The organism is Rickettsia hoogstraalii (assembly GCF_000825685.1).
Classification (GTDB): domain Bacteria; phylum Pseudomonadota; class Alphaproteobacteria; order Rickettsiales; family Rickettsiaceae; genus Rickettsia; species Rickettsia hoogstraalii.
This window is the reverse complement of the sequence record NZ_CCXM01000001.1, coordinates 826,367-850,442: the sequence shown is the minus strand read 5'-3', so window position 1 is coordinate 850,442 and position 24,076 is coordinate 826,367. Positions and strand designations below refer to the sequence as shown.

Genomic DNA, 24,076 nt, shown 5'->3' with positions numbered 1-24,076 from the left:
TAAGTCTATATCTATCCTTGAAATTGCCTCGTTACTAGTTATTTTTTCAACAGTTTTGGAGTGATTTATGCTATCCTGTAAGATACGAGCAAAAACTAATCCTTTTTTAGTTATTTTGTGTTCGTAAGCATTGCCATAGTAAGAACTCTTAGGTGTCAAGACTACAATTTTATCATTAAATTCAACTAGGTTTGCAGGTTTTGTAATTTTTTTCATATTTTATCTAAACTTCTATTTTTGTAAAAATATAAGGCGATCAATGCAAAAATACAGCTTAATATGACGTAATAAACTGCTGAGGTTACATGCCCTGTTTTTTGTACTAAATATTCAAAGACAAGAGGCGTAGTACCTCCGAAAATACTTGTAGCAGTGTTATATGAAATAGACAGAGCAGTGTTACGTATATTTGTAGGATAAAACTCTGCTTGTAATACCGGTTCAGGACCGATATAGCTAGCGGCAAGTATAGCTAGTATAAATTGTGAGATAATTACGCTTGTAAAGCCACCGTTCTCAAAATTATTAAGTAAAAACGGCGTTGTTATAATAATTATTATCAGGTTAATTACAAAAATTTTCCTGCGACCTATAATATCGGATAAATAACCGCTTAATAAAGTTACGGCTATCATAATCACGTAACATACGCTAGCGAGGCTATTTACTTCATTTTCAGTAAAGTTACGGCTGATTTTTAAAAACGATACCAAGTAAATTGTAGTTAAATAGAATATTATCGAACCGGGAGCATTGATAAAAATCGAGATTAATATATCAAACCAATGATTGGTAATGACTTTTTTTAACGGTGATTGTAAAATCTTTTTCTGCTCTCTTAGATTTTTAAAATTCGGTGTTTCATGTGTATTTTTTTTAATATAAAATGCTGCAAAAAGAATAAAAAATCCAAGTAAAAAAGGTATTCTCCAGCCAAAACTATCAAATTGTGAAGCTGTTAGGATATTCTTAACGATATAAGAAACAAAAGAACCAAGCAATAAACCGGAGCATATACTAGACATTGAAATACTACCGGTAAAGCCTCGGTGTTTATGGCTAGCATGTTCAATAACAAAAGAAATAGAACCGGTCAAAGCTCCTCCCATTGATAATCCTTGTAGAATTCGTACACAAATCATTAATATAGTCGCAGTTATACCTATAGTATGGTAAATTGGTAATATTCCTATTAATACGGTTGGGGCAGACATGCAAAATAACGCACTAGTTAAGGCTACTTTGCGTCCAAATCTATCACCAATAACACCAAAAAATATGCCGCCCAACGGTCTTACCAAATAACCTATAGCAAATACTAAAAAAGCTTGCAGTAAAGAAGTATTAGCATCATCATTCGGAAAAAATTTTGCTCCTATTATGGGTGCAAAATAACCGAATAATACATAATCATACCATTCAAAAGTATTAGCGATACCGCTTGAAAATACTAGCTTACTGCGATTCATGTTTTCTACTCATAGCTTTTTTTTCGGAGTATATTATAAATAAGGTAGCAGGAATTATTATTACTGCTCCATGAAGTGTGCTTTTATCGGGAAACTCATTAAATATGAAATATGCCGCTATTGCCGAAATCACCAGCTCTAAATATCTATAAGGAGCGGTAGCGGTTGCATCTACCATGGAAAAAGCTTTAAGCAGGAAGAATAATATTAAGCTTCCGCTGCTACCGAGTACAAATAATAAAGCTAATTCAAAACCGCTAGGGGTTAGCCAATATTGCGATGCAACAGGCAATGATACTACAGCAGTTACTATTGCCGAATAAAATAGCATACTGATCATCGATTCTTTTATTACGAATTTTTTATTAATAATGTCAAGCATAGCAAATGAAATAGCCGCTAATACAAAATACAAAATTTCGGGGTTAAAATCCTCGGCATGAGGTTTAAGCGTAACAACAAGCCCTATAAATCCTACTACGGTAACTACCCATCTTTGCCAAATAATATTTTCGTTAAGAAAAAATACGGCAAGTATTAAAGTAAATAAAGGGATAGAAAAACTTACAACGGTTGCGGTAGTAACGGGAGCTATGGTAAGACCGTAAGTCCAGGAAGTCATACCGAAAAATAATAATAATCCTCTTAATATATGTACAAAAGGACGACTTGTTTTTAAGGTATTTTTACCGTAATAAAAAACAAAAGGTAGTAAAACTATGCTACTGAAAAAGAAGCGGAAAAAAGCTACTTCAAAGCTATGTAAACGAGTCCCAAGATATTTAGACATTACATCATTGGCACTACTACTTACTAAACTAAGTAAAAACCAACCTATACCGGTTAAATATGTTTTTAATGCATCATTCATTAATATGCTCCAATAATTTCTATAATTTTACTTAAATGTCTTGACTTTTAGCATAAAAGAATTCTATCTTTTATGACAATGGTATAAATATATAAACAAAAATTTTATATAATAATACGGTAATCAATTTTAAGCAAGTAAAGGTTATAATTAATATGTTAAGAATAGTGAAAAAATTAGGGATAATTTTGTTTGTATCCAGCATAAGTATTAATAGTTTTGCTAAAAGCATGTATGATGATGTAGATTCTGCTCCTGACTATGATAGTACACCGTATTACGAAAACGAAGGAAATTTAGTTTTCAAGATGCGTCTAGGAGGTGTTTTTTCAAGTGCTAAGCAAAAAGGATTACCTACTCCTACCTCTCCTCAACCTGTTCCAGTAGGAGAAGTTGCAAAAAACGGTTATGGAGGTGATGCATCCACTACTATATTCTTTAACAATTATTTAGCTACTGAATTATCACTTGGCTTTAATGTTTTACGCACTAAATATACATCCCTTGCAGCCGTTGCTTATAATTATGGCGTTGATAATGTCAAACTAGGAAAAAACAAACCTATTTATATGATTCCTGCAACGGTTACCGGACAATTTCATATAGCTCCTTACGGTGGAATAAGACCGTATATAGGCATAGGTTATCACGGTTCTTATATGCTTACGCAAGCTACCGGTCTTAAAATTAGAAACGGACACGGTGCCGTAGGACAAATAGGTGTAGATTTTTATGCTAAAGATGATACTTTAATCAATATTGACGTAAGACAATTTTTCTTAAATCCTAAACTTGAGTATAAACCGAATTTAGTAGGTAATAAAACCGTGACCTCTAAAGTTAAACTTAATCCTTTAATAGTTTCTATAGGTATAGGATTTACTTTTTAAAAATCTCTCGTCATTGCAAACAGACGTTGTCGTATGGAACTGAGCCGTCATTGCGAGGAGCGAAGCGACGTGGCAATCCAGTTAAATAATTAGAAAAATTCTGTAAATCAGAATTTTTAACTGGATTGCTTCGTCAAATTACTACGTAATTCTTCTCGCAATGACGATTTGGTGTTCACGCAGATAAACTCTTTTGCAATGACGTTTCCAAATTATTAAATAAATTCCCCTATGTCCCTACAAATTATCCAGTTATTATACTTAGTTGCGGCTGTTTGTTTTATTCTGTCGCTAAAGTTTTTATCCTCACAGAAACAAGCACGTTTAGGTAGTACCATAGGTATCTTGGGAATGGCGATAGCAGTCGGCGTTACTTTTTTCCTCCCGGATTTTACTCATAAATTACCCATTATAGCAACCATATTATTAGGCGGTATAATCGGAGGGATTATTGCACTTAAAATCTCCATGACGGCAATGCCTCAATTAGTTGCTGGATTTCACTCTTTTGTTGGTCTTGCTGCGGTATTTGTAGCTTACGCTACGATACTTGCACCTGAAAATTTTTCTATAGGAATAGCAGGAAGTTTACCTATTAACTCATTAATAGAAATATCGCTTGGAGTTTCTATAGGGGCATTAACTTTTAGCGGTTCGGTTATAGCTTTTCTAAAACTACAAGGCTTAATGAAAAGTAGCCCGTTAAAATTCTACGGTCAGCAATATATATGCTTATTAACGGCAATAATATTAGTTCTTCTTATAATATTATTTATTCGTTCAGAGAGTATATTTTTATTTAATCTAATAGTTTTTTTATCGCTGTTCATCGGAGTATTACTAATAATACCGGTGGGCGGTGCAGATATGCCTGTTATAGTATCAATGCTAAATTCTTATTCAGGTTTTGCAGCAGCAGGTATAGGCTTTACGCTTAGCAATAGCCTACTTATTATTACCGGAGCATTAGTCGGTAGTAGCGGAGCTATACTTAGCTATATAATGTGCAAAGCGATGAATCGCTCACTAATCAAGGTTATTTTTGGAGCGTTTTTGCCTGCACCTACCGGAATTAACAAGGATATAGACGACGATAAAATAGCAAAAACAAGCTGCCCTGAAGATGCGGCACATTTACTACTTAATGCATCATCGGTGATAATTGTTCCCGGTTACGGTATGGCAGTAGCCCAGTCTCAGCATATCATAAAAGAGATGGTTGATATATTAGAACGTTCAGATATTAATGTACGTTTTGCCGTACATCCGGTAGCAGGTAGAATGCCGGGGCATATGAATGTTTTACTTGCAGAAGCTAATATAGATTATGAGAAAGTACTTGAGCTTGAAGAAATTAATAGAGATTTCGCTACCACTGACGTAGTGCTTGTGATTGGGGCAAATGACGTAACTAATCCTGCTGCTAAAAACGATCCAAGCAGCCCGATTTACGGTATGCCGGTACTCGATGTTGAAAAAGCACGTACTATTTTGTTTATTAAACGTTCTATGGCTTCAGGATATGCAGGTATAGAAAATGAGCTATTTTATCACGATAATACTTTTATGTTATTCGGCGATGCTAAGAAAGTAGTTGAGGAGATAGTTAAGTTTCTAAATGAAGATTAGACCTCTTGCATAGCTTGCTTCTAAAGGTAATTTATACGTCAATCCGGTACTCGCATCCTCACGTACTAAAGTGTACACTGCGGTAGCAAGCGCTTCCGTGTCTCCTTCAAATTCCTCTTTATTAGCTTCGATATGCAAGAGGTCTATTGACTTAAATAACTCTATTTGTTATAATTTCTTAAATTAAGCCAAAAAACAATTATCATGAATTCGCAAAAAACATTACCGCTTCTGCCAAAAGCCACGGCTATGTGGTTAATTGAAAATACTTCTTTAACTTTTAAACAAATTGCCGATTTTTGTGGTATTCATGAATTTGAAATAAAAGGTATGGCTGACGGTGAAGTAGCACAATCTATAAAAGGTTTAAATCCAATTGCAAACGGTCAGTTAACTTTAGAGGAAATTGAGCGTTGCAGTAAAGATCCTAATGCTAATTTACAAATTTCATATAGCCCTGCTGATGAATTGATGAAAAATCAGAAAAAACAGCGTGCTAAATACACTCCTATAGCAAGGCGTCAAGATAAACCGGATGCTATATATTGGTTATTGTCTAATTATCCGAACATCCAAGACCATCAAATAATTAAATTAATAGGCACTACTAAGACTACTATAGATGCTATTAGAACTCGTAGCCATTGGAATATGAATTCTATTCGTCCTCGTGATCCCGTATTACTGGGAATCTGTAGTCAAATAGACCTGAATAAAATAGTAGAAAGCCTAAAGCCTCCACAAAATCCTACCAAAGAATCATAAAATTATACTAACTTCTTATACTAACTTCTATTAGCTCACTTCCAGGTCTTGTTGCATGGCTCAAAAAACGCATTCTATGTCAGTCCCGCATGGCATTGTTGCGTAGATATCTTAATTGTCATTGCGAGGAGCGAAGCGACGTGGCAATCCAGAAAAAATAATAAAAAAATTCTGATTTACAGAATTTTTAACTGGATTGCTTCGTCGAATTACTACGTAATTCTTCTCACAATGACGGAAAATCGATCCACGCAACAACGTCTTTCTCGCAAACGGATTTTTTTATGGATTAGAAAAGTGATTATTGCCTAATAAATCGTTTATCGCTAGGTAAAGTATAACTTTTATCGGTAGAACGATAGGGACAAATATCAATTCCTCCACGCCTAGTATATACTATATAAATAGAAAGAAAATCAGGATTTATAGCGTTTTTAATATCTGTAAAAATACGCTCAGCACACTGCTCTGCAAACTCATTACAATTTCTAAAAGATATTAGATATTTCAGGAAAGAATCATGTTTTAACTTTCTTCCTTTATATTTTATAACGATTGTACCCCAATCCGGTTGACCGGTTACTAAGCAATTTGATTTTAGTAAATTAGAATTAATCTCTTCTTCTACCAAAACATCTTCATACTCAATTAAACTATTATCGGGCGGACCGTAATTATTGCATACTATATCTAAATCATCGATATTTTTACCGCTTGGAATACCAAATTCTATTTTTGTATTTATAGGAAATATACATCCTGTTACTTTAGCGTGTGTAACATTACTTAGATCCTGCAAGATAATTCTTTCTAGTTCTTCTACTGATTCAACAACAAAGTTATTAAAAGAATTTAGATATAATTTAAATGATTTTGATTCTACTATATTTTCAGAATCCGTCGGTATATAAAAAGTGCCTACTCCAACCCATGGTTTACTGTTCTTATTAATACAAGATAGTTCATATGTATTCCAAATATCTACACCGTAAAACGGAAGATTATTACTATTTATTCCAAGTTCGTTTCGATTATTTATACGTGGAATTTTAAATAATAAAGTCGCATCATAACTATCTTTATAAGTACTTTTTTTACCAAGTAAAGAAGTAGATAAAGGCATTAATTATGCTCCTTGTGCTAAAATTTCTTTTTGTTGTAATTCATCATATTCTTTTAGCATATAACCGCGTCCCCATACAGTGTCGATATAATCTCTACCGCCAGCAGCATCACTTAACTTTTTACGAAGTTTACAAATAAATACGTCAATAATTTTCATTTCCGGCTCGTCAACACTACTATATAAGTGATTTAAGAACATTTCTTTAGTTAAAATAGTTCCTCTTCGGAGTATTAATAGCTCTAAAATAGCATATTCTTTGTTCGTCAAATGTACTTTTTTGCTGTCAACTTCTACAGTTCTAGTATCTAGGTTTACGCTAACCTTATCAAACCTAAATACTGATGCTGCATGACCTTTAGAACGTCTAACTATAGCTTTAATTCTAGCAATTAATTCCTCTCTTACAAACGGCTTGGTTAAATAATCATCGGCTCCAGAAGAGAAACCGGTAATCTTTTGATCCGTATCCGTTAAGCTAGATAAAATTAAGATTGGGGTTTTTATTTTTGCAGCACGCAATCTTAATAATATCTCAAAACCATTAATATCCGGTAACATAAGGTCTAAAATCACTAGATCATAACCACCGACTTTACCAAACCTTAAACCTTCTACACCAACTGAAGCTTTATCGCAAACTATACCTTCTGAAGCTAAAGTTAGCTCAATTAAGTTAGCCATTTCCGGCTCGTCTTCAATTAACAAAACTCTCATTATTTTTCTCCATAAAATTCAATTTTTATATTGTGCTATAATTTAATTACAGTTAATTATTGTTAACTAAATTATAATTTTTTATCTAGTGCTTTATACATTCATTAATTACATAAGTAAAGAATATTTAATCAAATTGATAAAATTTTTACTATTAAGCTCTATCTGTGATTTAAAAACCATGGCGTTTAAAACGAAATTTATTAAATAATTAAATGATTTTCTTAGTTTTGATGCTCTGACATTTTCTTATGATATAAGGCACCAAAATCTATAGGATCAATCATTAAAGGCTGGAATCCTGCATCTTGAGTACAGCTAGCTATAATTTTTCTAGCAAATGGAAATATCATTGCCGGACAATGAACAGATAATAAAATCAGATGTTGTTCAGAATCAATATTAATTAAATTAAATACTCCGGCATATTTTAATTCTATCTGAAATAATTTATATTTTTCATTTCTTGCAGTTGCTTCGATATTTAACTCTACTTCATAGAAATTTTCTTCCGATAAATTAGTAATATTTATATCTAGAGATAAATCAATTTGAGGGCGTTGATCTAAAGCCGCAAGAGAAGACGGGGCAGAAGGGTTCTCAAGAGATAAATCTTTTATATATTGTGCATTAACGGAAATATGCGGCATTGCCTCATTAGTATCGGTGTTTATTGTACTCATAAAAATCCTTATTAAAAATTTAATATAATTTTTTAGAACCTATTCACGATTTTATTTTGATTGATAATTAAACAGGTTTTTAAGCGAAAATTAATAAGATTTTTGTAGGAATAGTATTCTTATTTCAAAAAAATCTTATAATTTGCGGCTAAAAAGATTTTAATTAGCTTTAAAATTAAGATCGTGAATAGGTTCTTACATAAAAAAGTTATGTTAAAGGTAAAGTTACGCCTACTTGTTTCATATATTTTCCTTGGCGATCGGCATATGAAGTATCACAAATTTGATCACTTTTTAAAAATAAAAACTGACAAGCTCCTTCATTTGCATATATTTTAGCAGGTAATGGAGTAGTATTAGAAAACTCTAAAGTTACATGTCCTTCCCACTCCGGTTCTAACGGAGTCACATTTACTATTATACCGCATCTTGCATAAGTGGACTTGCCGACACAAATAACTAATACATCACGCGGTATTTTAAAATATTCTATAGTTCTGCCAAGGGCAAAACTATTAGGTGGAATAATACACACATCTACTTCTCTATCAACTAAATTATATTCACTGAAATTTTTTGGATCAACCGTAGTAGAATTTATATTGGTGAATATTTTGAATTCATTAGATACTCTAGCATCATAACCGTAAGAAGATAAGCCGTAAGAAATAATCTTTTCTTTATTATGAACTCTTACCTGCTTTTCCGCAAATGGCCTTATCATACTTTGATTTATAACAGCTTCCTTTATCCACTTATCTGACATTATAGCCATAATCAAAACTTAATTTAATTAATAAACTAATGATTATAACTCATAATTATTTACAATACAAAATTTTTCTTTAAAACTGTAAGTCTGAGACTGCTTGAATAATGATAGTGATAATAATACATCATTGTATACTTTAAATTAAATATATTACAAATTAAAATAGTTTTTTATTGTCAATTCTAAAAAGTTATTATATTCTAGTGTAGTTGATTTATATTTATTAATACTAAAAATATTTATTTTGTATTAGTAAATTTTATTATTTAAGTTTATGGGGGCTTTATTAAAGTGAAAAAATTATTATTAGCTGCAAGTATTATTTGCCTTGCATCGGCTGGTCTTGCCGAAGAAAATCCAACACCTGTTATTTCTAATTCTGATACTGAAATAAAATTAGAAGGATTTTATTTATTTGAAAGCGGTTATATTAAACAGGATCATTTAATTTTATTTGATAAGAATGTAACTGATAACAGGAAAAAGCTAGGGTTTTACACGGAAGCAGCGTTTGCGGCAACTATTTCTAAAACTATCAATGATGTAATAGCAGGTGCTAAAATAGTGCTTCAGCCTACTACAAGAGCAAAAACCTCTGCAAGTTATAACGGATCACATATCTTTATTGAAACTAGTTACGGTAAAGTAGAATTAGGCTCTCCTGTCGATGCAAGTGCTAAATTGCGTGTTACTGGCTCTCAAGTAACCGCAGGTACCGGAGGATGGTATAGATATGCTCTACTTAATGGTCAATATATGAGGTATAACGGTTTAAAACCGGATTTCGATACTAGTGCTAGCTTTTATCTTGAATCATACTCGAACTCTTTTGATCAAGTCAATGAAAAAACTGAAAAAGCTAGAAGACTCAACTTTTTCACACCTAAAATGAAAGGCTTCCAGGCCGGTATCTCTTATACTCCCGATACTGCTAATACGGGTGGTAACAAAGATATAAATAATTTAACGCTTGAAAGCTCAGGAAGAAACGGAGTTAGTGTTTCTAGAACCGGAATAAAGACGGTTTCCTTAGGAAACGGCGAAACTATGACTATAAATCAGAATATTAGAGATGCTTTTTCTGCCGGCTTAACTTATGAACATGAAATTAGCGAAGATGCAGACTTAAAATTATCCGTTACCGGAGAGTATGGTAAACCTGCTCGTCGTCTTGTTCATGCTAAAATGGAAGGAACTAAGGTAATAGAAGTATTGAATACCTATAAGCTTTCTAATTTAAAAGCATATAATCTTGGAGCCGTATTTACTTATGGTAATTTCTCTTGTGGAGCTTCTTACGGTAATTTAGGTAAAAGCTTAACCGCTAAGGAATATTATAAAGTCAGTCGTGATACCTATTATTACAATGGAGCAGTTGCTTATGGACAAGGACCTATAAAAACAAGTCTTGAATATCTTAAAACTTCAAGATATAAAAACACCGTCGATGCTGTAAGCTTAGCTACTGAATATAAGATCATGCCTGGTTTATTACCATATGCTGAAATTTCTCATTTCCAAGCTAAAGGTAAACCTGTATATTACCCTGAAACACCTAGTAAAACAACACGAGGTACTGTTGGTCTTATAGGTACAAAACTTAAGTTTTAATTATTTACGAATTAATTCCCATTACTATTATAATCAAGGCTTAGAGCAATCTTATGCCTTGATTATTTCATTTTCTTAATTGAATTATCAATAAATTTTATAGTTCCATTTTCCATTGTTGTAATAATCTTGTCTTATCTTCTGCTAATCTTTAAACCCATTCTATTAGCTTACAGCTCTCTAATTCTTGTCAAATTATGTTGTATCATTTACTCAGCCAAGATGAATTTAAAGTTGGTCTACACAGCATAAATTACATAAGTATCGGCGAATCCTAAAAAATTCGTACTATACTGCCTTTTGATTAAATAAGATTATATATTTTACTTTTTTTATTTTTAGATATTGACTTTCTTTAATTACCATATATTGTGATACAACCATAATATATGGTAATCATGTGATATATGATTTTTATTATTTTAAAACAGGAGTAACACTATGAATCATGCTCAATTTACAAGCTCAAGATATTCCTTTGTAAATGGATTAAAAGCAGTTACAAGATATGCAACCGCTTCTAAATTATTATTTAAAGATGCATATAATTTTGTTTCTAGTTCCAACTTAAAAAAATATTTACAATATTACATGCTTTAAATATTCAGAAAGTCTATACAAAAGACGGGGATTTTGAGGCAGCATTGAAGTTTTTTAATATGAAACAGGATAATTCTCTCAAGATAAAGATAGATGTAACTCAGAACATCGAAAAATCCGCATCAGAGGACAATGAAAATTTTTTCTCTCCTATATTAAACGTATTTAAAAACATGATGGAAACAAGTAATATTATAGATAAATATATTACTGCAATCCCTTATTTAATGAGTATAGGTTTTACCTTAAAAAAAATTTCAAGCCCCAACCACGTTATAAGCAAATTTGATGCAATAAAGGTACCAGCACTTATGGCGTATCGGAAAACCTTTAATAGATACAATTAGAGAGGATTGTTCTACTATAATTCAATTTTTTAAAGATAGTAATAAGCTCTTAACCGGGGCTTATAATTTTTTCGGTAATAATAATGAAGATTTTACATATTATCAGTTAGAGGAAAGTCATCAGGATAATTAGGTTGATATTATAGGAGTAGGAGATAGTAACATCTATTAATTTAAATAGGTAAGATGAATTTAAAAACTTTTAATAATAGAACGATACAAGCGAATTTATAGATAATTCGCTTGTACAATATGCTGTTTTTTTGTATACACTCAATCTTTATTATAATTATGATGAAAATCTATTATTTTTAGGAAAACCCATAGGAGGTAATTTACCGGTACTGCCTCTTTTTCCCAAAAATGCAATTATGTTTTTCTCAAGTTTTACTTTTCCATTGTTGTTCCAACCTAAGCCATCTTCTTTATTAAATATTTTAATATCAAGTAACTTTGCATTCTTAAATTTTTGCAGCGTTACGCCTTGCCCCTTTTTCATTTCCGGTATTTCATCTATATTAAATACCAATAATTTACGGCTCTCACCGATACAAGCAATACTATCCCCATTTACAGGTAAACAAGCTATACATGCATGACCATCGGGTACATTCATAATTTGCTTTCCCGTTTTTGTTTGAGCCATTACTTCGTTTGAATTAACTAAAAACCCCTTACCTACACTACTTGCGAGTAATAAAAGCTGATCAGGTTTATGGACTAAAATATTAGTAATATCGTTATTGCCTATATCCACAAGCAGCTTTATAGATTCTCCTGTTCCTTTACCTTTAGAAATATTATCGGCAAGCAAAGTAAAAAACCTACCCTCCGAACTTACTATTAGTATCTTATCGGTTGTATAAGCTTCTAAAATAAACTTCTCTGCGTCACCTTCTTTATATTTAATAGTTGATAAGTCATTATTGTGACCTTTTAACGAACGCACCCACCCCATTTTTGAGCAGATAATAGTAATCGGCTCTTTAGTAATAAACGCCGTTATATCAACTACTTGATTCGTAAGCGTTACTTCTTCAAAGCTTGTACGTCTAGCTCCTATTACGGTATTTAATCCAAATTTCGTTTGTACTGCTTTAATTTCTTTCTTAACTACCTTCCATAGTTCCTTAGGATTATTTAAAATTTCTTCTAATATAGCTTGTTGTTTGTGCAAATTACTATGCTCATTAATAATTTCCTGCTCTTCAAGCCTGCGGAGTGAACGAAGCCTTGTATTTAATATCGCTTCTACCTGTATTTCGGTTAGTTTAAACCGCTCCATCATTATCGCTTTCGGCTCATCCTCTTCACGAATAATTTTAATTATCTCATCAAGGTTTAGATAAGCTATTCTAAGACCTTCTAGAATTTCTAAACGATGCTTGATTTTGTTTAAAAGATAAGTTGACCTGCGAGTAACAATATTTTGTCTATGAGCTAAAAACTCTTGTAAAACCTCTAAAATATTCATTACTCTCGGCACGTTATTACTACCGATCACATTCATATTTAGCTGAATACGGCTTTCTAAATTCGTTAGCTTGAATAGAGACTCCATAACGATTTGTGGATCACAACTACGATCTCTCGGCTCTATAACCAATCTTATAATGTCGGTTGATTCATCTCTAATATTGCTAACAAGCGGGATTTTTTTATCCTTTAGTAATATCGCTATTTGTTCTATAAGTTTTGATTTTTGAACTTGATAAGGTATCTCGGTTACGACTATCTGATATGTACCGTAACTTAGCTCCTCTTTCTCCCATCTGCTTCTCACTCTAAAACTACCACGTCCGGTAGTATATGCAGCATTTATAACTTCGGCTTTATCAATAATTATGCCGCCGGTCGGGAAATCAGGACCTTTGATAAAATTCATTATATCGTTAATTTCAGCTTTCGGGTGGTCGATTAAATGCATTAGAGCATCACATAACTCATGTAAATTATGCGGCGGTATATTGGTTGCCATACCGACTGCTATACCTTCCGAACCGTTAGCTAGTAAGTTCGGAAAACTTGCTGGCATTATTATCGGTTCTAAATCTGAATCGTCGTAAGTAGGGCGAAAATCTACCGTATCTTTATTAATATCTACCATTAATAAAGTACATATTTCCGTCATGCGTGATTCGGTATAACGCATAGCTGCTGCATTATCGCCATCGATAGAGCCGAAATTACCCTGCCCGTCAATTAAAGGATAACGAAGCGAAAAATGTTGAGCAAGGCGTACCAAAGTATCATAAACTGCCACATCACCGTGCGGGTGATATTTACCGATTACGTCACCGACTACTCTTGCACATTTCTTATAACCGGAATTCGGCTCAAGCCTTAGCTGTAGCATTGCATATAATAACCTACGATGTACAGGCTTAAGTCCATCGCGTACGTCAGGAAGCGAACGTGACATAATCGTTGACAACGCATAAGCAAGATAACGCTCCGATAACGCATTACCAAAGTCAATATTTTCTATTTTAGCTTCTTTCATAAGTTATTTAATTTTTATTTATAGTCATTACAAGCAGTTGTTGTTGCATGGATCGTTTGTTATTCCCGCGTAGCATTGTTGCGTGGACCAGTAAAACCCACGAGGTCCATAAAAACAATAAAAATACTAATAATTTTAGTATTTTTAACTGGATACCGTGGACAAGCCACGGTATGACACTAAAGTATCACTTCAACACACAACTTTGCTTATTATAAGCTAGTTTCTTACAAACCGCTTTGGCTTGACTAAGACTACCATAATCACCGGCTAAGATTAAATAGAAAAATTTGCCGTCGTCATATTTAACTTTTTTGGTTGTAATAACAACATTTTTAAGAATTTTTGGGAATTTCTTTTTTATTCTTTCCCCTTCTTGCATTGCTTCCGTTTCAGATTTTACCGAACCAAGCTGTATTTTATAGCTCTTATAATTATTACAGTTCTTAATATTATTAGCTTTACTCCCTTTTTCACGCTTTATGATATTTAAATCCGTTTCATTTTTGGAGTTACTATTTGGCTCTATTAATGCAATCAGGTTAGATATTTCATCAAAAGATTCATCACTTTGACTTTGGTTACGAGAATCTATATTCATAGGTTTCTCAGGGTCAGGAAGCAATTTTACAGTTTTAATATTTGTATCTTTAGCAATAAGATTTTCATATATACTACTATGTACTGCTGCTATTTGGTTATTTTCTATTATAGACGGTTTTATTTTTGTAGGCAGCTCATCAGGATAAATAGTAATTACCGGCTTGCTATTCTGGTAATATTGATAACCAAAATAAATAGCGGATATACATATTAAACACACTAGAAATATTTTAACAAAAATATTATTGATCATAATTAGTAATTTGATAATAGAAAAACGTCATTGCGAGGGAAAACTGTCAGTTTTGACGAAGCAATCTCAGGAGTATTACTTCATGAGATTGCCACGCAGCCTACGGCTGCTCGCAATGACGATGACAACTAACTACATCCTACTCATAGGCTCTACACCTATCACTTCAAGACCACTAGCTATAACTTTCTGTATGGCACTTGCAAGAGCAAGACGAGCAGTAGTTAATTCTCTATTGCTCTCAATTACAAATCTATAATCGCTATTTTCTTTACCAAAATTCCACATAGAATGAAATTTTGAAGCTAAGTTTACTAAATAAAATGCAATGCGGTGCGGTTCAAAATATTTTGCAGATGTTTCTAATGTTTTTGTCCAGCTAGCCAAAAGTTTTATGATCTCAATTTCTTCTTCTGACGATAACAGCGATAAATCATACTTGCCTTCTTCAAAGTCATTATAAGATTTAGGCATTAGTTCCATAGCTTTCGATAAAATCGATATTGTTCTTACATGAGCATATTGTACGTAGAAGATAGGATTTTCTCTTGATTGTTCTTTCACTTTTACTAAATCAAAATCAAGCGGCTTATCATTTTGCCTTGTTAACATCATAAATCTTATGATATCTTTCCCTACCTCATGGTTTACATCTTGTACACTAGCAAAGCTCCCAAGACGTTTTGACATTTTAACCGGTACGCCGTTTTCAACAAAATTGACTAATTGACAGATTTTAACGTCTACTTTAACCTGCTCTTTGCCTAGAGCCTTAACTATTGCCTCAATTCTTTTAACATATCCGCTATGATCAGCACCAAGTACATAAATTAGGTGACTCGTTCCCCTATCTATTTTATCCTTAGCATATGCAAGATCGGAAGCAAAATAAGACCAACTTCCGTCAGCTTTTTCTATAGGACGATCCTGACTATCACCATAGTTAGTAGATTTAAACAATTTTTGAACTCTGTTATCCCATTCATCGTGAACTTTACCTTTAGGAGCAGGGAGTGTTCCTTCATAAATCAGCCCCATACCGGTAAGTAATTTCACCGTTTCCTCTATTTCGCCTTTATCATGCAATGACTGTTCAGAAAAAAATATATCATGTTTAATGCCAAGGTTTGCTAAATCTTTTCTATTTAAATCAAGCATTTTTTCTACGGCAAAATTTTTGACTATTTTGAACCTTTCAGCTTCATCCATCGTTAATAATTTATTACCGTATTCTTTCGCCAAAATCTGCCCAAGCGGAATCAAATACTCGCCTGGATATAAACCGGTAGGGATAGTAATTTTCTCGCCCAGAGCTTCTCTATAACGTAATAATACCGTACTAACTAAATCATTTATTTGTGAGCCCGCATCATTAACATAATATTCTTTTGTAACGGAATAACCTACTTTTTGCAAAATTCTAGCTAGCACATCACCATATACCGCACCCCTAGCATGCCCTATATGCATTGGACCGGTGGGATTTGCCGAAACATACTCGATGTTAATATTTCTGCTTTTATCTATATCAATTTCAAAAAACTTTTCTTCGTGCTGTAGAATATCTTTAATTGCTATCTGCCAAGTTTCGGCTTTTATAGTAAAGTTAATAAAGCCGGGTCCTGCTATTTCTATACTTGCAATATAAGGTAATGTTATAAGAATTTCTTTAAACTTTAAAGCCACTTCCCGAGGAGAAATATTTTCTTTAGCAGCAATAATCATTGCAATATTACTTGATAAATCACCGTTAAAACTATCTTTCGGAGTTTCAATAGTAGCATTATTTGCTATTTCTTGATTATTATATAATTGCCTGCTTGCCGCAATTATATCTTGTTTTAATTGATTAAATATATTCATAATTAAGTTTTTAGATATTATTAAAATTCAGCGAACAAAGCTGATTATATTCTTGAATGGCAAAACGGTCGGTCATACCTGCTATATAATCGGCAATAACTCTAGTTTTACTATATGTTTCATTAGAGTCTATTAGCATTTTCCAATTAACCGGTAATAAATTAATATCATCCATATAAACCTTAAACAGACCTTGAACAATTTTAGTACATTTAAGGCTGATGGCCGTAATTTTATTACTTTTATAAACTCGCTCATGCAGAAACTTTTTAGTTTCCTTAATACGGTCATTAGTTTTTTCGGTAAAATCCACTATCTGATAATTTAAGTTACGTATTTCGTCTATATTAGTAATTTTTTCTTTATTTAAATTTTCTTTTGTTTGCCATAATAAATCGGTAATCAATTCATGCATTAGCTTACGTACTACCTCATAAATCAGACAAGAGGAGCTAATATTCTTAAATTTTGACTTGAGTTCAAAAACGTAGCTGTCAATATATTTAAGCTCAGCAAGACTATTAAAATCGATAATTTTAGCACCGATACTATCTTCCAAATCATGCGAAATATAACTAATATCATCGGTAAGTGCTGCTATTTGAGCCTCTGCTGATGCGTAAGTACTCAGTTCTAAATCATTTTGCTTATTATACTCTGCTATATATTCATTTACTTCAGCAGTAATAGGACCATTATGTTTTACGATTCCTTCTAAAACTTCCCATGTTAAATTTACTCCGTTATAAGCGGCATATCTCTTCTCAAGTAGTGTTAATATTTTCAAAGATTGAGCATTATGGGAAAAGCCGTTATACTCTTTCATACATTCATTTAAAGCTCTCTCTCCCGCATGACCGAAAGGCGTATGCCCAAGATCGTGAGCAAGTGCTATTGTCTCAGCTAAATCACTTGATAAGTTTAAAGTATTAGCAACCGAACGTGCAACAGTCGAAACCTCTAGGGAATGAGTTAGCCTATTTCTGTAATGGTCTCCCTCATGATTAATAAAAACCTGAGTTTTATATTGCAAACGCCTAAATGCATTGGTATGAATAATGCGATCACGATCACGTTCAAACTCATTTCTATAAGAGGTAGGAATTTCTTTATATAATCTTCCCCTACTTTTAAGAGGATCAGAAGCGTATGAAGCAAGCATCGTTATCCTTTATTTTGAAAGGCGTTGTGTTGAGGCTACCAAATCGTCATTGCGAGCGAACGTAGAGAGCGTGGCAATCTAGAAAACAGTATAAAATTCCTGAGATTGCCACGTCGAGGCTTTGCCTCTCCTCGCAATGACGATTTGGTAGCCTCAACACAACGCCATCTTGAAAAAATATTCATTATACTATATAATTTACAAGACTTTTACAAGGTAATTTTGGTGACGATAACAATTACGGATAGAGCTTTTCAACGAGTTTGCGAGTTAATAGAGCTAGAAAAAGATAAGAATTTAGTACTGCGAGTTTCTGTTGATAGCGGCGGTTGTTCAGGACTTATGTATAATTACGAACTAGTCTCAAAAGATAATATAGAGCAAGATGATTATGTCATTACTAAACATAATGCTACAATTATTATTGATCCTATCTCTCAAAAATTTATGCTAGATTGTACTTTAGATTTTATAGAGGAACTCGGCAGTTCATATTTCAATGTTAGTAATCCGCAAGCTAAAGCAAAATGCGGCTGCGGTAATTCTTTTTCGGTGTAACGTGTCATCCCGTAGCTTGACCACGGGGTAACACAGTAGGTTTACCGGTCCACACAACAATGCCTTCCCGCGTAGGCGGGAATCCAGCATAAAGCGAGATAAATCGAGCTTTTAATTTCAAAAATTTGCTGTATGTATACCTTTTTCTAGATTCCTGCTTTCGCAGGAATGACATCGCAACGTCAAACTTCTAGATGTTGAGAGACAATACCAAGCCCATCAACTTCACCATTATCACCATAAGGAAGGCGGGCTACTTCATTATTATTACCGTTATTATCTTCGTCATCTGAAGCGTTACTATCTACGTTAATATAAACATGTTGTTCTTGGGCTTGTTGAGCTATTAAAAATTACAACTTTACCTTTTTTCTTTAAATCCTCATATACTCCCTCGCTAAGTGCCTCTCTTACTTGTTCAGGATGTGCTAAATCAACATGAGTAACTATAGAGAATTTATTTTTGTATATATTTGCTTCTAATATATTTTTTATATCATCGTTAGTATACCAGTAATCCGGTTTTTGTATATTTTCTACAGTATGAAGTGGGCTGTTTTCCGGTGACAGCGGTGGTGGTTGATGCTGCTGTGTTTGCTGCAGCTGAACTAAAACTTCTTCTTGTTTTTAAGGCTGCGTATCATCATTCTGTTTGGTTAATTCTTTTTGATCATTAGGTAGTTGCTCATTTTGATTTTGTTGTACTTTTGGCCACTCTATGGCTTGCGGCTCTGGCAGTGGTACAAAATCATTTACTAGCGTCTGTGTATCGCTGAAAAATTTTGTTCTGTTAACCTCCTTGGTAAACATACGTAGAATTTGTATTGGAAGCAGAATTAGGCAGAACATATCCTGTGTCTTTGGAAAAGGGACAAGTACATCCAAATCAGGATGTTTCTGCCCATCTATTACAGTAATATTAGTGTTTTTTTCTTCCTCATTTTTACTTTGAGAAATAACTTCTATAGTTGTAGCAAAATTTGTGGAAACAGAATTAGGTAGAACATTTCCTGTATCTTTGGAAGGAGCAAGTACATCCAAGATTTTACGTTGCCGTTCATCTATTAGAACAATATTAGCATTTTTTTCTTCTTCATTTTTACTCTGAAAATAGCCTCGATATAAGAAAAAATTTGTTCTCGTTCTGCTTCTATTTCATTATTTGCGATTGTTCTAACTACTAACGAAATAGCATCTATAACAATAAAAAAATCTTTAGTATCAAGTGTTTCTAGAAAAGATTTAGTATCACCGCTAGGTTTTTTAAATAAATTTACAGATTTTCCTAGCTCTTCAATTATAAATTTTTGTCCTTCATCTAGATTTTGACGCTTTGCATCCTTACGGAGTTTACTTTCTTCTACTTTAATTTTAGCTTTTTTTTCTTCTTTAGTTTTATAATTAGCAACAGAAATTATATAAGATACAGCATCTTTTAATTGTTCTTTAATTTCCAGAGTTAACTGGCCATTACTATCTCTAAAAATATTAGTGAATTGTTGATATGTAGAGTCAACAACATCATTTGCACTATTATCTCTAATTACGACTGAAAATCTAACTTTTTCGGCTAATTCTAATATTTGCCGGTAAATATATAAATTAAGAATTGTTTGAATAGAATTTATAGGTTTATTATGAATCCCCGGACATTCTATAATATTAATTCCACCTTCATCATCAGATATAAAGAAATTATTAACAAGCTTATATCCATTATTTGCTTGATGATGTATTTTTTCATTATATTCCGGTTCTTTCGCATATAAAGAGCGGTCTTCATCTTCTTCTAATTTTTGTCCGCTTAAAAAACAACTAAGAGTAGTCGCCCCTACTCCGTTCATCCCTACCATTACAATTAGTTTATTTATAATATTTCCTGTTTTAGTAATTTCATTATGGCTTTCTGCAATTAATTTTAAAAGCTTATTACCGTTCTTTATGAACGGTCTTTCCAATTCATGGTAATTTTTAAGAGGTTGTAAATTTTTATTTTCGATTTCAGAATCGAGGTTTCGAGCTTTTGTTTTCTTTAAATATGCATTTACAGAATTTTCATTTAAAATATCTATTTCGGAAACGAGCTGAAATTCTGAATTATCATTAAAATTAGGAGAGATTTTTAATTCTACTAACTTATGCTGATTATTATGTTTTATCTCTAATAAAGTTTTTATTCCGATATTAGTGATTGCTTTATTACTTACTAAAGAAAGTTTAGTTATTATTTTGTTAAGCCTAAATATTTCGGCTAAAATTTTTACTTGCTTATCATTATACCGCAATTGTCCAAAAATACTCGCTCGATAGTCTTATTATTCCTTAAATAATTTGCTATATATTGTATATCTTCCGTTATAAAGGGGTAGTTACTAAAATCCAAAGCAGTTACCTGGATAAACTCTGCAAGCCCGCTATTTGGTTTTACTAATATTTCATTAAATATAGAACGAAGTTAAGTTTGGAGTGTTTTTTTGTTCTAAAATATTATTAAAATACTCCGTCAAAAAATCATTTATATTTTTAAAACCTCGTTCCTGTTTGGGGCTACCAAGCAATGTACTGCCAACTGCCTTTATTTGATTCCACATAATAATTATTATTATACCTATTAAATTATTTGCATTTATACAAATGAAAACATTTTTAATCTATAAGTTGAATAAATAAATATTAATACTATTTTAAAAAATTTTCTGAATAAGTAAATTTACAACAAGGATTTAAAGATGAATTGGTGAAGTTCTGCACTAATTAACATTTATTTACAGATAATCTCTAAGATTATTTTTCTTTTGTAATTTTATCATATTTTTTTAGTTTGATAAGAATGGACTCTAGATTATCCAACTTAATCATACATGGACCATCACTTGGAGCGTTATCTGGATCTTGATGTACTTCCATATACATACCGGCGATACCTACAGCAGTTGCTGCCTTTGCAAGCAGCTCTACATATTTTCTTTCTCCGCCAGTACTACCTCCTAGCCCTCCAGGCTGCTGAACGGAATGCGTCGCATCAAAAACTACAGGTACATTTAACTCCGCCATTATTGCAAGACTACGCATATCAGATACCAAATTATTATAACCAAAACATGCACCACGCTCTGTAAATAATATATCTTTTACCCCAAAAGCTTCTAGTTTTGTTTGTACATTTTTCATATCCCACGGAGCTAAAAACTGTCCCTTTTTTACTTTTACTATTTTACCTGTTTTTGCTGCAGCTTGGAGTAAATCGGTTTGTCTACATAAAAACGCCGGAATTTGTAAAATATCTGCTACTTCAGCTGTTTTGGTACATTGATTCTCTGAATGAACATCAGTAACAATAGGGCAATCGAATTCAGATTTTACTTTTGATAAAATTTCTAAACCTTTCTCAATACCAAGTCCTCTAATCCCATTTACGGAAGTTCTATTAGCTTTATCAAAAGAAGATTTATAAATAAATGGAATCTCAAGCTTGCTAGTTAATTTAACAAGTTTTTCTGCCATAAACAACGCATGATCTTTGCCTTCAATCTGACAAGGTCCTGCAATTAGAACAAACGGTAAATCATTTCCTATTTTAATATTGTTAAGTTTTACTACTTTTTGCATAATTCTTAGATTTAATTAATTGAGCGAGGCACGGATTAGTGTTTCTCTGTTATATCAGGTGTTGATTCATTTTCTATTAAGTCATTGTTAATTATTAGCGTATAATATTTTTCTTTTATTGTCGTTAAATCATAATTACCATGATAATAACCTTCTAGGTTAATAATTTTTTTTAAATAAAAATTTACCTGCTCTGTTTCTAACGGCTCATCTATATTTTTTATAATAGACGACTTAATATTAATTAAATACGCTTTTATTTTTTTAAATTCTTTAATAATTATAAAAATATCATGCGGTTTTGTTACCAATATTCCTACAAACAAAATTAATAATATTTGTGTTAAAGACATATTTATATTAATTTCTTATGTTTATATTTTGGATTTAAAATACTTTCCCCATTAGTACTTAGCATATATTCATGGTAATCTTGATAATTTCCTTCAAACCATGTAGCATTATTTTCTTTATCATATGATATAATATGAGTGGCTATTCTATCTAAAAACCACCTGTCATGACTAATTACTAATACACAACCTGCAAAATCTAAAATAGCATCTTCAAGTGCTCTTAACGTATCAATATCTAAATCATTAGACGGCTCATCTAATAATATAACATTTGCTCCTTCTTTTAGTAATTTTGCCAAATGTACTCTGTTACGTTCTCCACCTGAAAGTTGTCCAACTTTTTTTTGTTGATCACCGCCTCTAAAATTAAAAGCCGCACAATAAGCTCTACTTTTAATTATTCTATTACCAAGTTGTAATTCATCTAGACCTTCCGAAATTTCTTCCCATATAGTCTTATTATCATCTAAATGATCCCGTGATTGATCAACGTAACCTAATTTTACCGTTTGACCAATTTTAATAGAACCACTATCCGGTGTTATTTTACCTGTAATAACATTAAACAAAGTAGATTTACCTGCTCCATTCGGTCCAATAATTCCTACAATAGCTCCACGTGGAACTTTAAAACTAAAATCTGATAACAATATTTTATTATTAAATTTTTTAGCTATATGTTCTGCTTCAATAACAAGATCCCCTAAACGAGGTCCGTTAGGTATAATTATTTGAGTAGGATCAGTTTTTTGTTCTTGTTGTTTATTTAATAATTCTTGATATGCTGTAATACGTGCTTTATTTTTTGATTGTCTAGCTTTTGGAGTTTGACGAATCCATTCAAGTTCACGATTCAATTGTTTTTTTCTATCATCGTCTTCTTTACTTTCTAAAGCTAATTTTTTTTTCTTCTGTTCAAGCCAAGAACTATAATTTGATTCCCACGGTATACAATTTCCACGATCTATTTCTAATATCCATTCTGTAACATTATCTAAAAAATAACGATCATGGGTAATTACTATTACAGTACCTTCATAATGCTTTAAATAACCTTCAAGCCAAGAAACTGATTCTGCATCCAAATGATTTGTAGGTTCATCAAGTAACAACATATCAGGTTTCTCTAAAAGCAATTTACATAAAGCCACTCTTCTTTTTTCTCCACCGGAAATTTTTGTAATATCTGCTTCTTTTGGTGGGCAACGTAAAGCAAGCATTGCGATCTCTATTTCACGTTCTAGATTCCATCCATCACAATTGTCTATTTTTTCTTGCAATTCTGCTTGTTTATCAAAAAGCTTTTGCATTTCTTCATCAGTAATTTCAGCAGCAAATTTGTTACTTATATAATTAAATTCATCAATAAGTTTTTTCTTTTCATGAAGACCTTCTATGATATTATCAAAAACATTTTTACTAGCATCAAGATACGGTTCTTGAGGTAAATATCCTACTTTTATACCAATTTTAGCTGTTGCTTTACCTTCAAACTCTTTATCAATACCTGCCATTATTTTTAATAAAGTCGATTTGCCTGCTCCATTTGGACCTATTATACCGATTTTAGCTTTTGGTAAAAATGATAAATTTGTTTCTTTTAAAATTCGTTTACCATTTATAATTTTGCTTAAACCAACCATTTCATAAACATATTGATATGACATAAATTACTTATTTCCTTATATTATT

At 32.4% G+C, this 24,076-nt stretch carries 26 protein-coding genes; 7 read left to right on the top strand and 19 right to left on the bottom strand.

What is annotated here, in order from left to right; all coding sequences use genetic code 11:
- Positions 1-212 precede the first annotated feature (212 nt).
- Positions 213-1,469 carry an MFS transporter gene (locus BN1174_RS04495; RefSeq protein WP_040256831.1) on the bottom strand — a complete coding sequence of 419 codons (1,257 nt, stop codon included), beginning with the start codon at positions 1,467-1,469 and terminating at the stop codon, positions 213-215.
- Complete coding sequence (locus BN1174_RS04490) at positions 1,456-2,340, bottom strand: DMT family transporter (RefSeq protein WP_040256829.1); 885 nt, start codon at positions 2,338-2,340, stop codon at positions 1,456-1,458. The genes BN1174_RS04495 and BN1174_RS04490 overlap by 14 nt, the downstream gene beginning before the upstream one ends.
- Before the next feature lie 155 nt (positions 2,341-2,495).
- Between BN1174_RS04490 and BN1174_RS04485 the strand changes: the two genes are divergently transcribed.
- The gene (locus BN1174_RS04485) at positions 2,496-3,230 is read left to right on the top strand and encodes an OmpW family outer membrane protein (RefSeq protein WP_040256827.1); all 735 of its coding nucleotides are present in this window, start codon (positions 2,496-2,498) and stop codon (positions 3,228-3,230) included.
- A 231-nt stretch (positions 3,231-3,461) separates the two neighbouring features.
- Entirely contained in the window at positions 3,462-4,859 is a 1,398-nt protein-coding gene (locus tag BN1174_RS04480) for an NAD(P)(+) transhydrogenase (Re/Si-specific) subunit beta (protein ID WP_040256825.1), read from the top strand.
- Here the strand turns inward: BN1174_RS04480 and BN1174_RS04475 are convergent.
- On the bottom strand, positions 4,845-5,024 hold the full coding sequence (locus BN1174_RS04475) for a palindromic element RPE1 domain-containing protein (protein WP_040256823.1): 180 nt from the start codon (positions 5,022-5,024) through the stop codon (positions 4,845-4,847). The two genes, BN1174_RS04480 and BN1174_RS04475, sit on opposite strands and share 15 nt — an antisense overlap.
- Before the next feature lie 39 nt (positions 5,025-5,063).
- On the opposite strand from BN1174_RS04475, the gene BN1174_RS04470 reads away from it, so the two are divergent.
- The gene (locus tag BN1174_RS04470; RefSeq protein WP_040256821.1) at positions 5,064-5,624 is read left to right on the top strand and encodes a cell cycle transcriptional regulator TrcR; all 561 of its coding nucleotides are present in this window, start codon (positions 5,064-5,066) and stop codon (positions 5,622-5,624) included.
- A gap of 111 nt (positions 5,625-5,735) precedes the next feature.
- Here the strand turns inward: BN1174_RS04470 and BN1174_RS09960 are convergent, their stop codons facing one another.
- The 5 genes from BN1174_RS09960 to dcd all read right to left on the bottom strand — a co-directional run bounded on the left by BN1174_RS09960 (position 5,736) and on the right by dcd (position 8,922).
- Complete coding sequence (locus BN1174_RS09960; protein WP_156138487.1) at positions 5,736-5,879, bottom strand: hypothetical protein; 144 nt, start codon at positions 5,877-5,879, stop codon at positions 5,736-5,738.
- 46 nt (positions 5,880-5,925) lie between these two features.
- Positions 5,926-6,747, bottom strand: a complete 822-nt coding sequence (gene queF / locus BN1174_RS04465) for an NADPH-dependent 7-cyano-7-deazaguanine reductase QueF (protein WP_040256819.1) — start codon at positions 6,745-6,747, stop codon at positions 5,926-5,928.
- A gap of 3 nt (positions 6,748-6,750) precedes the next feature.
- On the bottom strand, positions 6,751-7,464 hold the full coding sequence (ctrA, locus tag BN1174_RS04460) for a response regulator transcription factor CtrA (protein WP_040256817.1): 714 nt from the start codon (positions 7,462-7,464) through the stop codon (positions 6,751-6,753).
- Between the two features lie 224 nt (positions 7,465-7,688).
- Positions 7,689-8,147: a protein-export chaperone SecB gene (gene secB / locus BN1174_RS04455; RefSeq protein ID WP_040256816.1), complete on the bottom strand. Its 459-nt coding sequence runs from the start codon at positions 8,145-8,147 to the stop codon at positions 7,689-7,691.
- Between the two features lie 208 nt (positions 8,148-8,355).
- On the bottom strand, positions 8,356-8,922 hold the full coding sequence (dcd, locus tag BN1174_RS04450) for a dCTP deaminase (RefSeq protein ID WP_010420471.1): 567 nt from the start codon (positions 8,920-8,922) through the stop codon (positions 8,356-8,358).
- Positions 8,923-9,210: 288 nt separating this feature from the next.
- Between dcd and BN1174_RS04445 the strand changes: the two genes are divergently transcribed.
- The 3 genes from BN1174_RS04445 (at position 9,211) to BN1174_RS11735 (ending at position 11,477) form a co-directional block, all read left to right on the top strand.
- Positions 9,211-10,530 (top strand): porin, encoded by a 1,320-nt coding sequence (locus tag BN1174_RS04445; RefSeq protein ID WP_040256814.1) that lies wholly within the window; start codon positions 9,211-9,213, stop codon positions 10,528-10,530.
- 441 nt (positions 10,531-10,971) lie between these two features.
- Complete coding sequence (locus BN1174_RS10845; RefSeq protein ID WP_008579542.1) at positions 10,972-11,130, top strand: hypothetical protein; 159 nt, start codon at positions 10,972-10,974, stop codon at positions 11,128-11,130.
- A gap of 59 nt (positions 11,131-11,189) precedes the next feature.
- Entirely contained in the window at positions 11,190-11,477 is a 288-nt protein-coding gene (locus BN1174_RS11735) for a hypothetical protein (protein WP_231555799.1), read from the top strand.
- Positions 11,478-11,766: 289 nt separating this feature from the next.
- On the opposite strand, the gene parC is transcribed toward BN1174_RS11735, so the two are convergent.
- The 5 genes from parC to BN1174_RS09950 form a co-directional block, all read right to left on the bottom strand.
- Positions 11,767-13,980, bottom strand: a complete 2,214-nt coding sequence (gene parC, locus BN1174_RS04435; protein WP_040256812.1) for a DNA topoisomerase IV subunit A — start codon at positions 13,978-13,980, stop codon at positions 11,767-11,769.
- A gap of 187 nt (positions 13,981-14,167) precedes the next feature.
- Positions 14,168-14,836, bottom strand: coding sequence for an SPOR domain-containing protein (locus BN1174_RS04430; protein WP_040256811.1), 669 nt, complete (start codon positions 14,834-14,836; stop codon positions 14,168-14,170).
- Positions 14,837-14,968: 132 nt separating this feature from the next.
- Positions 14,969-16,699, bottom strand: coding sequence for an arginine--tRNA ligase (gene argS / locus BN1174_RS04425; protein WP_040256809.1), 1,731 nt, complete (start codon positions 16,697-16,699; stop codon positions 14,969-14,971).
- Positions 16,700-16,709: 10 nt separating this feature from the next.
- Positions 16,710-17,861 carry a deoxyguanosinetriphosphate triphosphohydrolase gene (locus tag BN1174_RS04420; RefSeq protein WP_040256807.1) on the bottom strand — a complete coding sequence of 384 codons (1,152 nt, stop codon included), beginning with the start codon at positions 17,859-17,861 and terminating at the stop codon, positions 16,710-16,712.
- A 35-nt stretch (positions 17,862-17,896) separates the two neighbouring features.
- Positions 17,897-18,046 carry a hypothetical protein gene (locus BN1174_RS09950; RefSeq protein WP_156138485.1) on the bottom strand — a complete coding sequence of 50 codons (150 nt, stop codon included), beginning with the start codon at positions 18,044-18,046 and terminating at the stop codon, positions 17,897-17,899.
- Positions 18,047-18,086: 40 nt separating this feature from the next.
- Here BN1174_RS09950 and BN1174_RS04415 point away from each other — a divergent pair, with 40 nt between their 5' ends.
- A complete protein-coding gene (locus BN1174_RS04415) occupies positions 18,087-18,419 on the top strand; it encodes an iron-sulfur cluster assembly accessory protein (RefSeq protein ID WP_040256805.1) in 333 nt (110 codons plus the stop codon).
- A 627-nt stretch (positions 18,420-19,046) separates the two neighbouring features.
- On the opposite strand, the gene BN1174_RS11730 is transcribed toward BN1174_RS04415, so the two are convergent.
- The 6 genes from BN1174_RS11730 to ettA all read right to left on the bottom strand — a co-directional run bounded on the left by BN1174_RS11730 (position 19,047) and on the right by ettA (position 24,051).
- On the bottom strand, positions 19,047-19,460 hold the full coding sequence (locus tag BN1174_RS11730) for a hypothetical protein (RefSeq protein ID WP_231555798.1): 414 nt from the start codon (positions 19,458-19,460) through the stop codon (positions 19,047-19,049).
- Positions 19,461-19,483: 23 nt separating this feature from the next.
- Positions 19,484-20,704, bottom strand: coding sequence for a hypothetical protein (locus BN1174_RS07895; protein WP_052454736.1), 1,221 nt, complete (start codon positions 20,702-20,704; stop codon positions 19,484-19,486).
- Positions 20,705-20,857: 153 nt separating this feature from the next.
- Positions 20,858-21,010, bottom strand: a complete 153-nt coding sequence (locus tag BN1174_RS09945) for a hypothetical protein (protein WP_156138484.1) — start codon at positions 21,008-21,010, stop codon at positions 20,858-20,860.
- A gap of 193 nt (positions 21,011-21,203) precedes the next feature.
- Complete coding sequence (gene kdsA / locus BN1174_RS04400; protein ID WP_040256803.1) at positions 21,204-22,028, bottom strand: 3-deoxy-8-phosphooctulonate synthase; 825 nt, start codon at positions 22,026-22,028, stop codon at positions 21,204-21,206.
- Between the two features lie 35 nt (positions 22,029-22,063).
- Positions 22,064-22,381, bottom strand: coding sequence for a DUF2672 domain-containing protein (locus tag BN1174_RS04395; RefSeq protein WP_040256801.1), 318 nt, complete (start codon positions 22,379-22,381; stop codon positions 22,064-22,066).
- Positions 22,382-22,383: 2 nt separating this feature from the next.
- On the bottom strand, positions 22,384-24,051 hold the full coding sequence (gene ettA, locus BN1174_RS04390; protein WP_040256799.1) for an energy-dependent translational throttle protein EttA: 1,668 nt from the start codon (positions 24,049-24,051) through the stop codon (positions 22,384-22,386).
- Positions 24,052-24,076: the final 25 nt, after the last annotated feature.

Excerpts from the sequence above, each read along its gene's own strand:
- parC (WP_040256812.1), bottom strand. The coding sequence starts at position 13,980 with ATGAAAGAAGCTAAAATAGAAAATATTGACTTTGGTAATGCGTTATCG.
- BN1174_RS09950 (WP_156138485.1), bottom strand. The coding sequence starts at position 18,046 with ATGAATATTTTTTCAAGATGGCGTTGTGTTGAGGCTACCAAATCGTCA.
- argS (WP_040256809.1), bottom strand. The coding sequence starts at position 16,699 with ATGAATATATTTAATCAATTAAAACAAGATATAATTGCGGCAAGCAGG.
- BN1174_RS04430 (WP_040256811.1), bottom strand. The coding sequence starts at position 14,836 with ATGATCAATAATATTTTTGTTAAAATATTTCTAGTGTGTTTAATATGT.
- BN1174_RS04485 (WP_040256827.1), top strand. The coding sequence starts at position 2,496 with ATGTTAAGAATAGTGAAAAAATTAGGGATAATTTTGTTTGTATCCAGC.
- BN1174_RS04470 (WP_040256821.1), top strand. The coding sequence starts at position 5,064 with ATGAATTCGCAAAAAACATTACCGCTTCTGCCAAAAGCCACGGCTATG.
- dcd (WP_010420471.1), bottom strand. The coding sequence starts at position 8,922 with ATGGCTATAATGTCAGATAAGTGGATAAAGGAAGCTGTTATAAATCAA.
- BN1174_RS10845 (WP_008579542.1), top strand. The coding sequence starts at position 10,972 with ATGAATCATGCTCAATTTACAAGCTCAAGATATTCCTTTGTAAATGGA.
- BN1174_RS04395 (WP_040256801.1), bottom strand. The coding sequence starts at position 22,381 with ATGTCTTTAACACAAATATTATTAATTTTGTTTGTAGGAATATTGGTA.
- BN1174_RS04420 (WP_040256807.1), bottom strand. The coding sequence starts at position 17,861 with ATGCTTGCTTCATACGCTTCTGATCCTCTTAAAAGTAGGGGAAGATTA.
- BN1174_RS04480 (WP_040256825.1), top strand. The coding sequence starts at position 3,462 with ATGTCCCTACAAATTATCCAGTTATTATACTTAGTTGCGGCTGTTTGT.
- BN1174_RS11735 (WP_231555799.1), top strand. The coding sequence starts at position 11,190 with ATGAAACAGGATAATTCTCTCAAGATAAAGATAGATGTAACTCAGAAC.
- secB (WP_040256816.1), bottom strand. The coding sequence starts at position 8,147 with ATGAGTACAATAAACACCGATACTAATGAGGCAATGCCGCATATTTCC.
- BN1174_RS09945 (WP_156138484.1), bottom strand. The coding sequence starts at position 21,010 with ATGTGGAATCAAATAAAGGCAGTTGGCAGTACATTGCTTGGTAGCCCC.
- queF (WP_040256819.1), bottom strand. The coding sequence starts at position 6,747 with ATGCCTTTATCTACTTCTTTACTTGGTAAAAAAAGTACTTATAAAGAT.
- BN1174_RS04490 (WP_040256829.1), bottom strand. The coding sequence starts at position 2,340 with ATGAATGATGCATTAAAAACATATTTAACCGGTATAGGTTGGTTTTTA.
- kdsA (WP_040256803.1), bottom strand. The coding sequence starts at position 22,028 with ATGCAAAAAGTAGTAAAACTTAACAATATTAAAATAGGAAATGATTTA.
- BN1174_RS04495 (WP_040256831.1), bottom strand. The coding sequence starts at position 1,469 with ATGAATCGCAGTAAGCTAGTATTTTCAAGCGGTATCGCTAATACTTTT.
- ettA (WP_040256799.1), bottom strand. The coding sequence starts at position 24,051 with ATGTCATATCAATATGTTTATGAAATGGTTGGTTTAAGCAAAATTATA.
- ctrA (WP_040256817.1), bottom strand. The coding sequence starts at position 7,464 with ATGAGAGTTTTGTTAATTGAAGACGAGCCGGAAATGGCTAACTTAATT.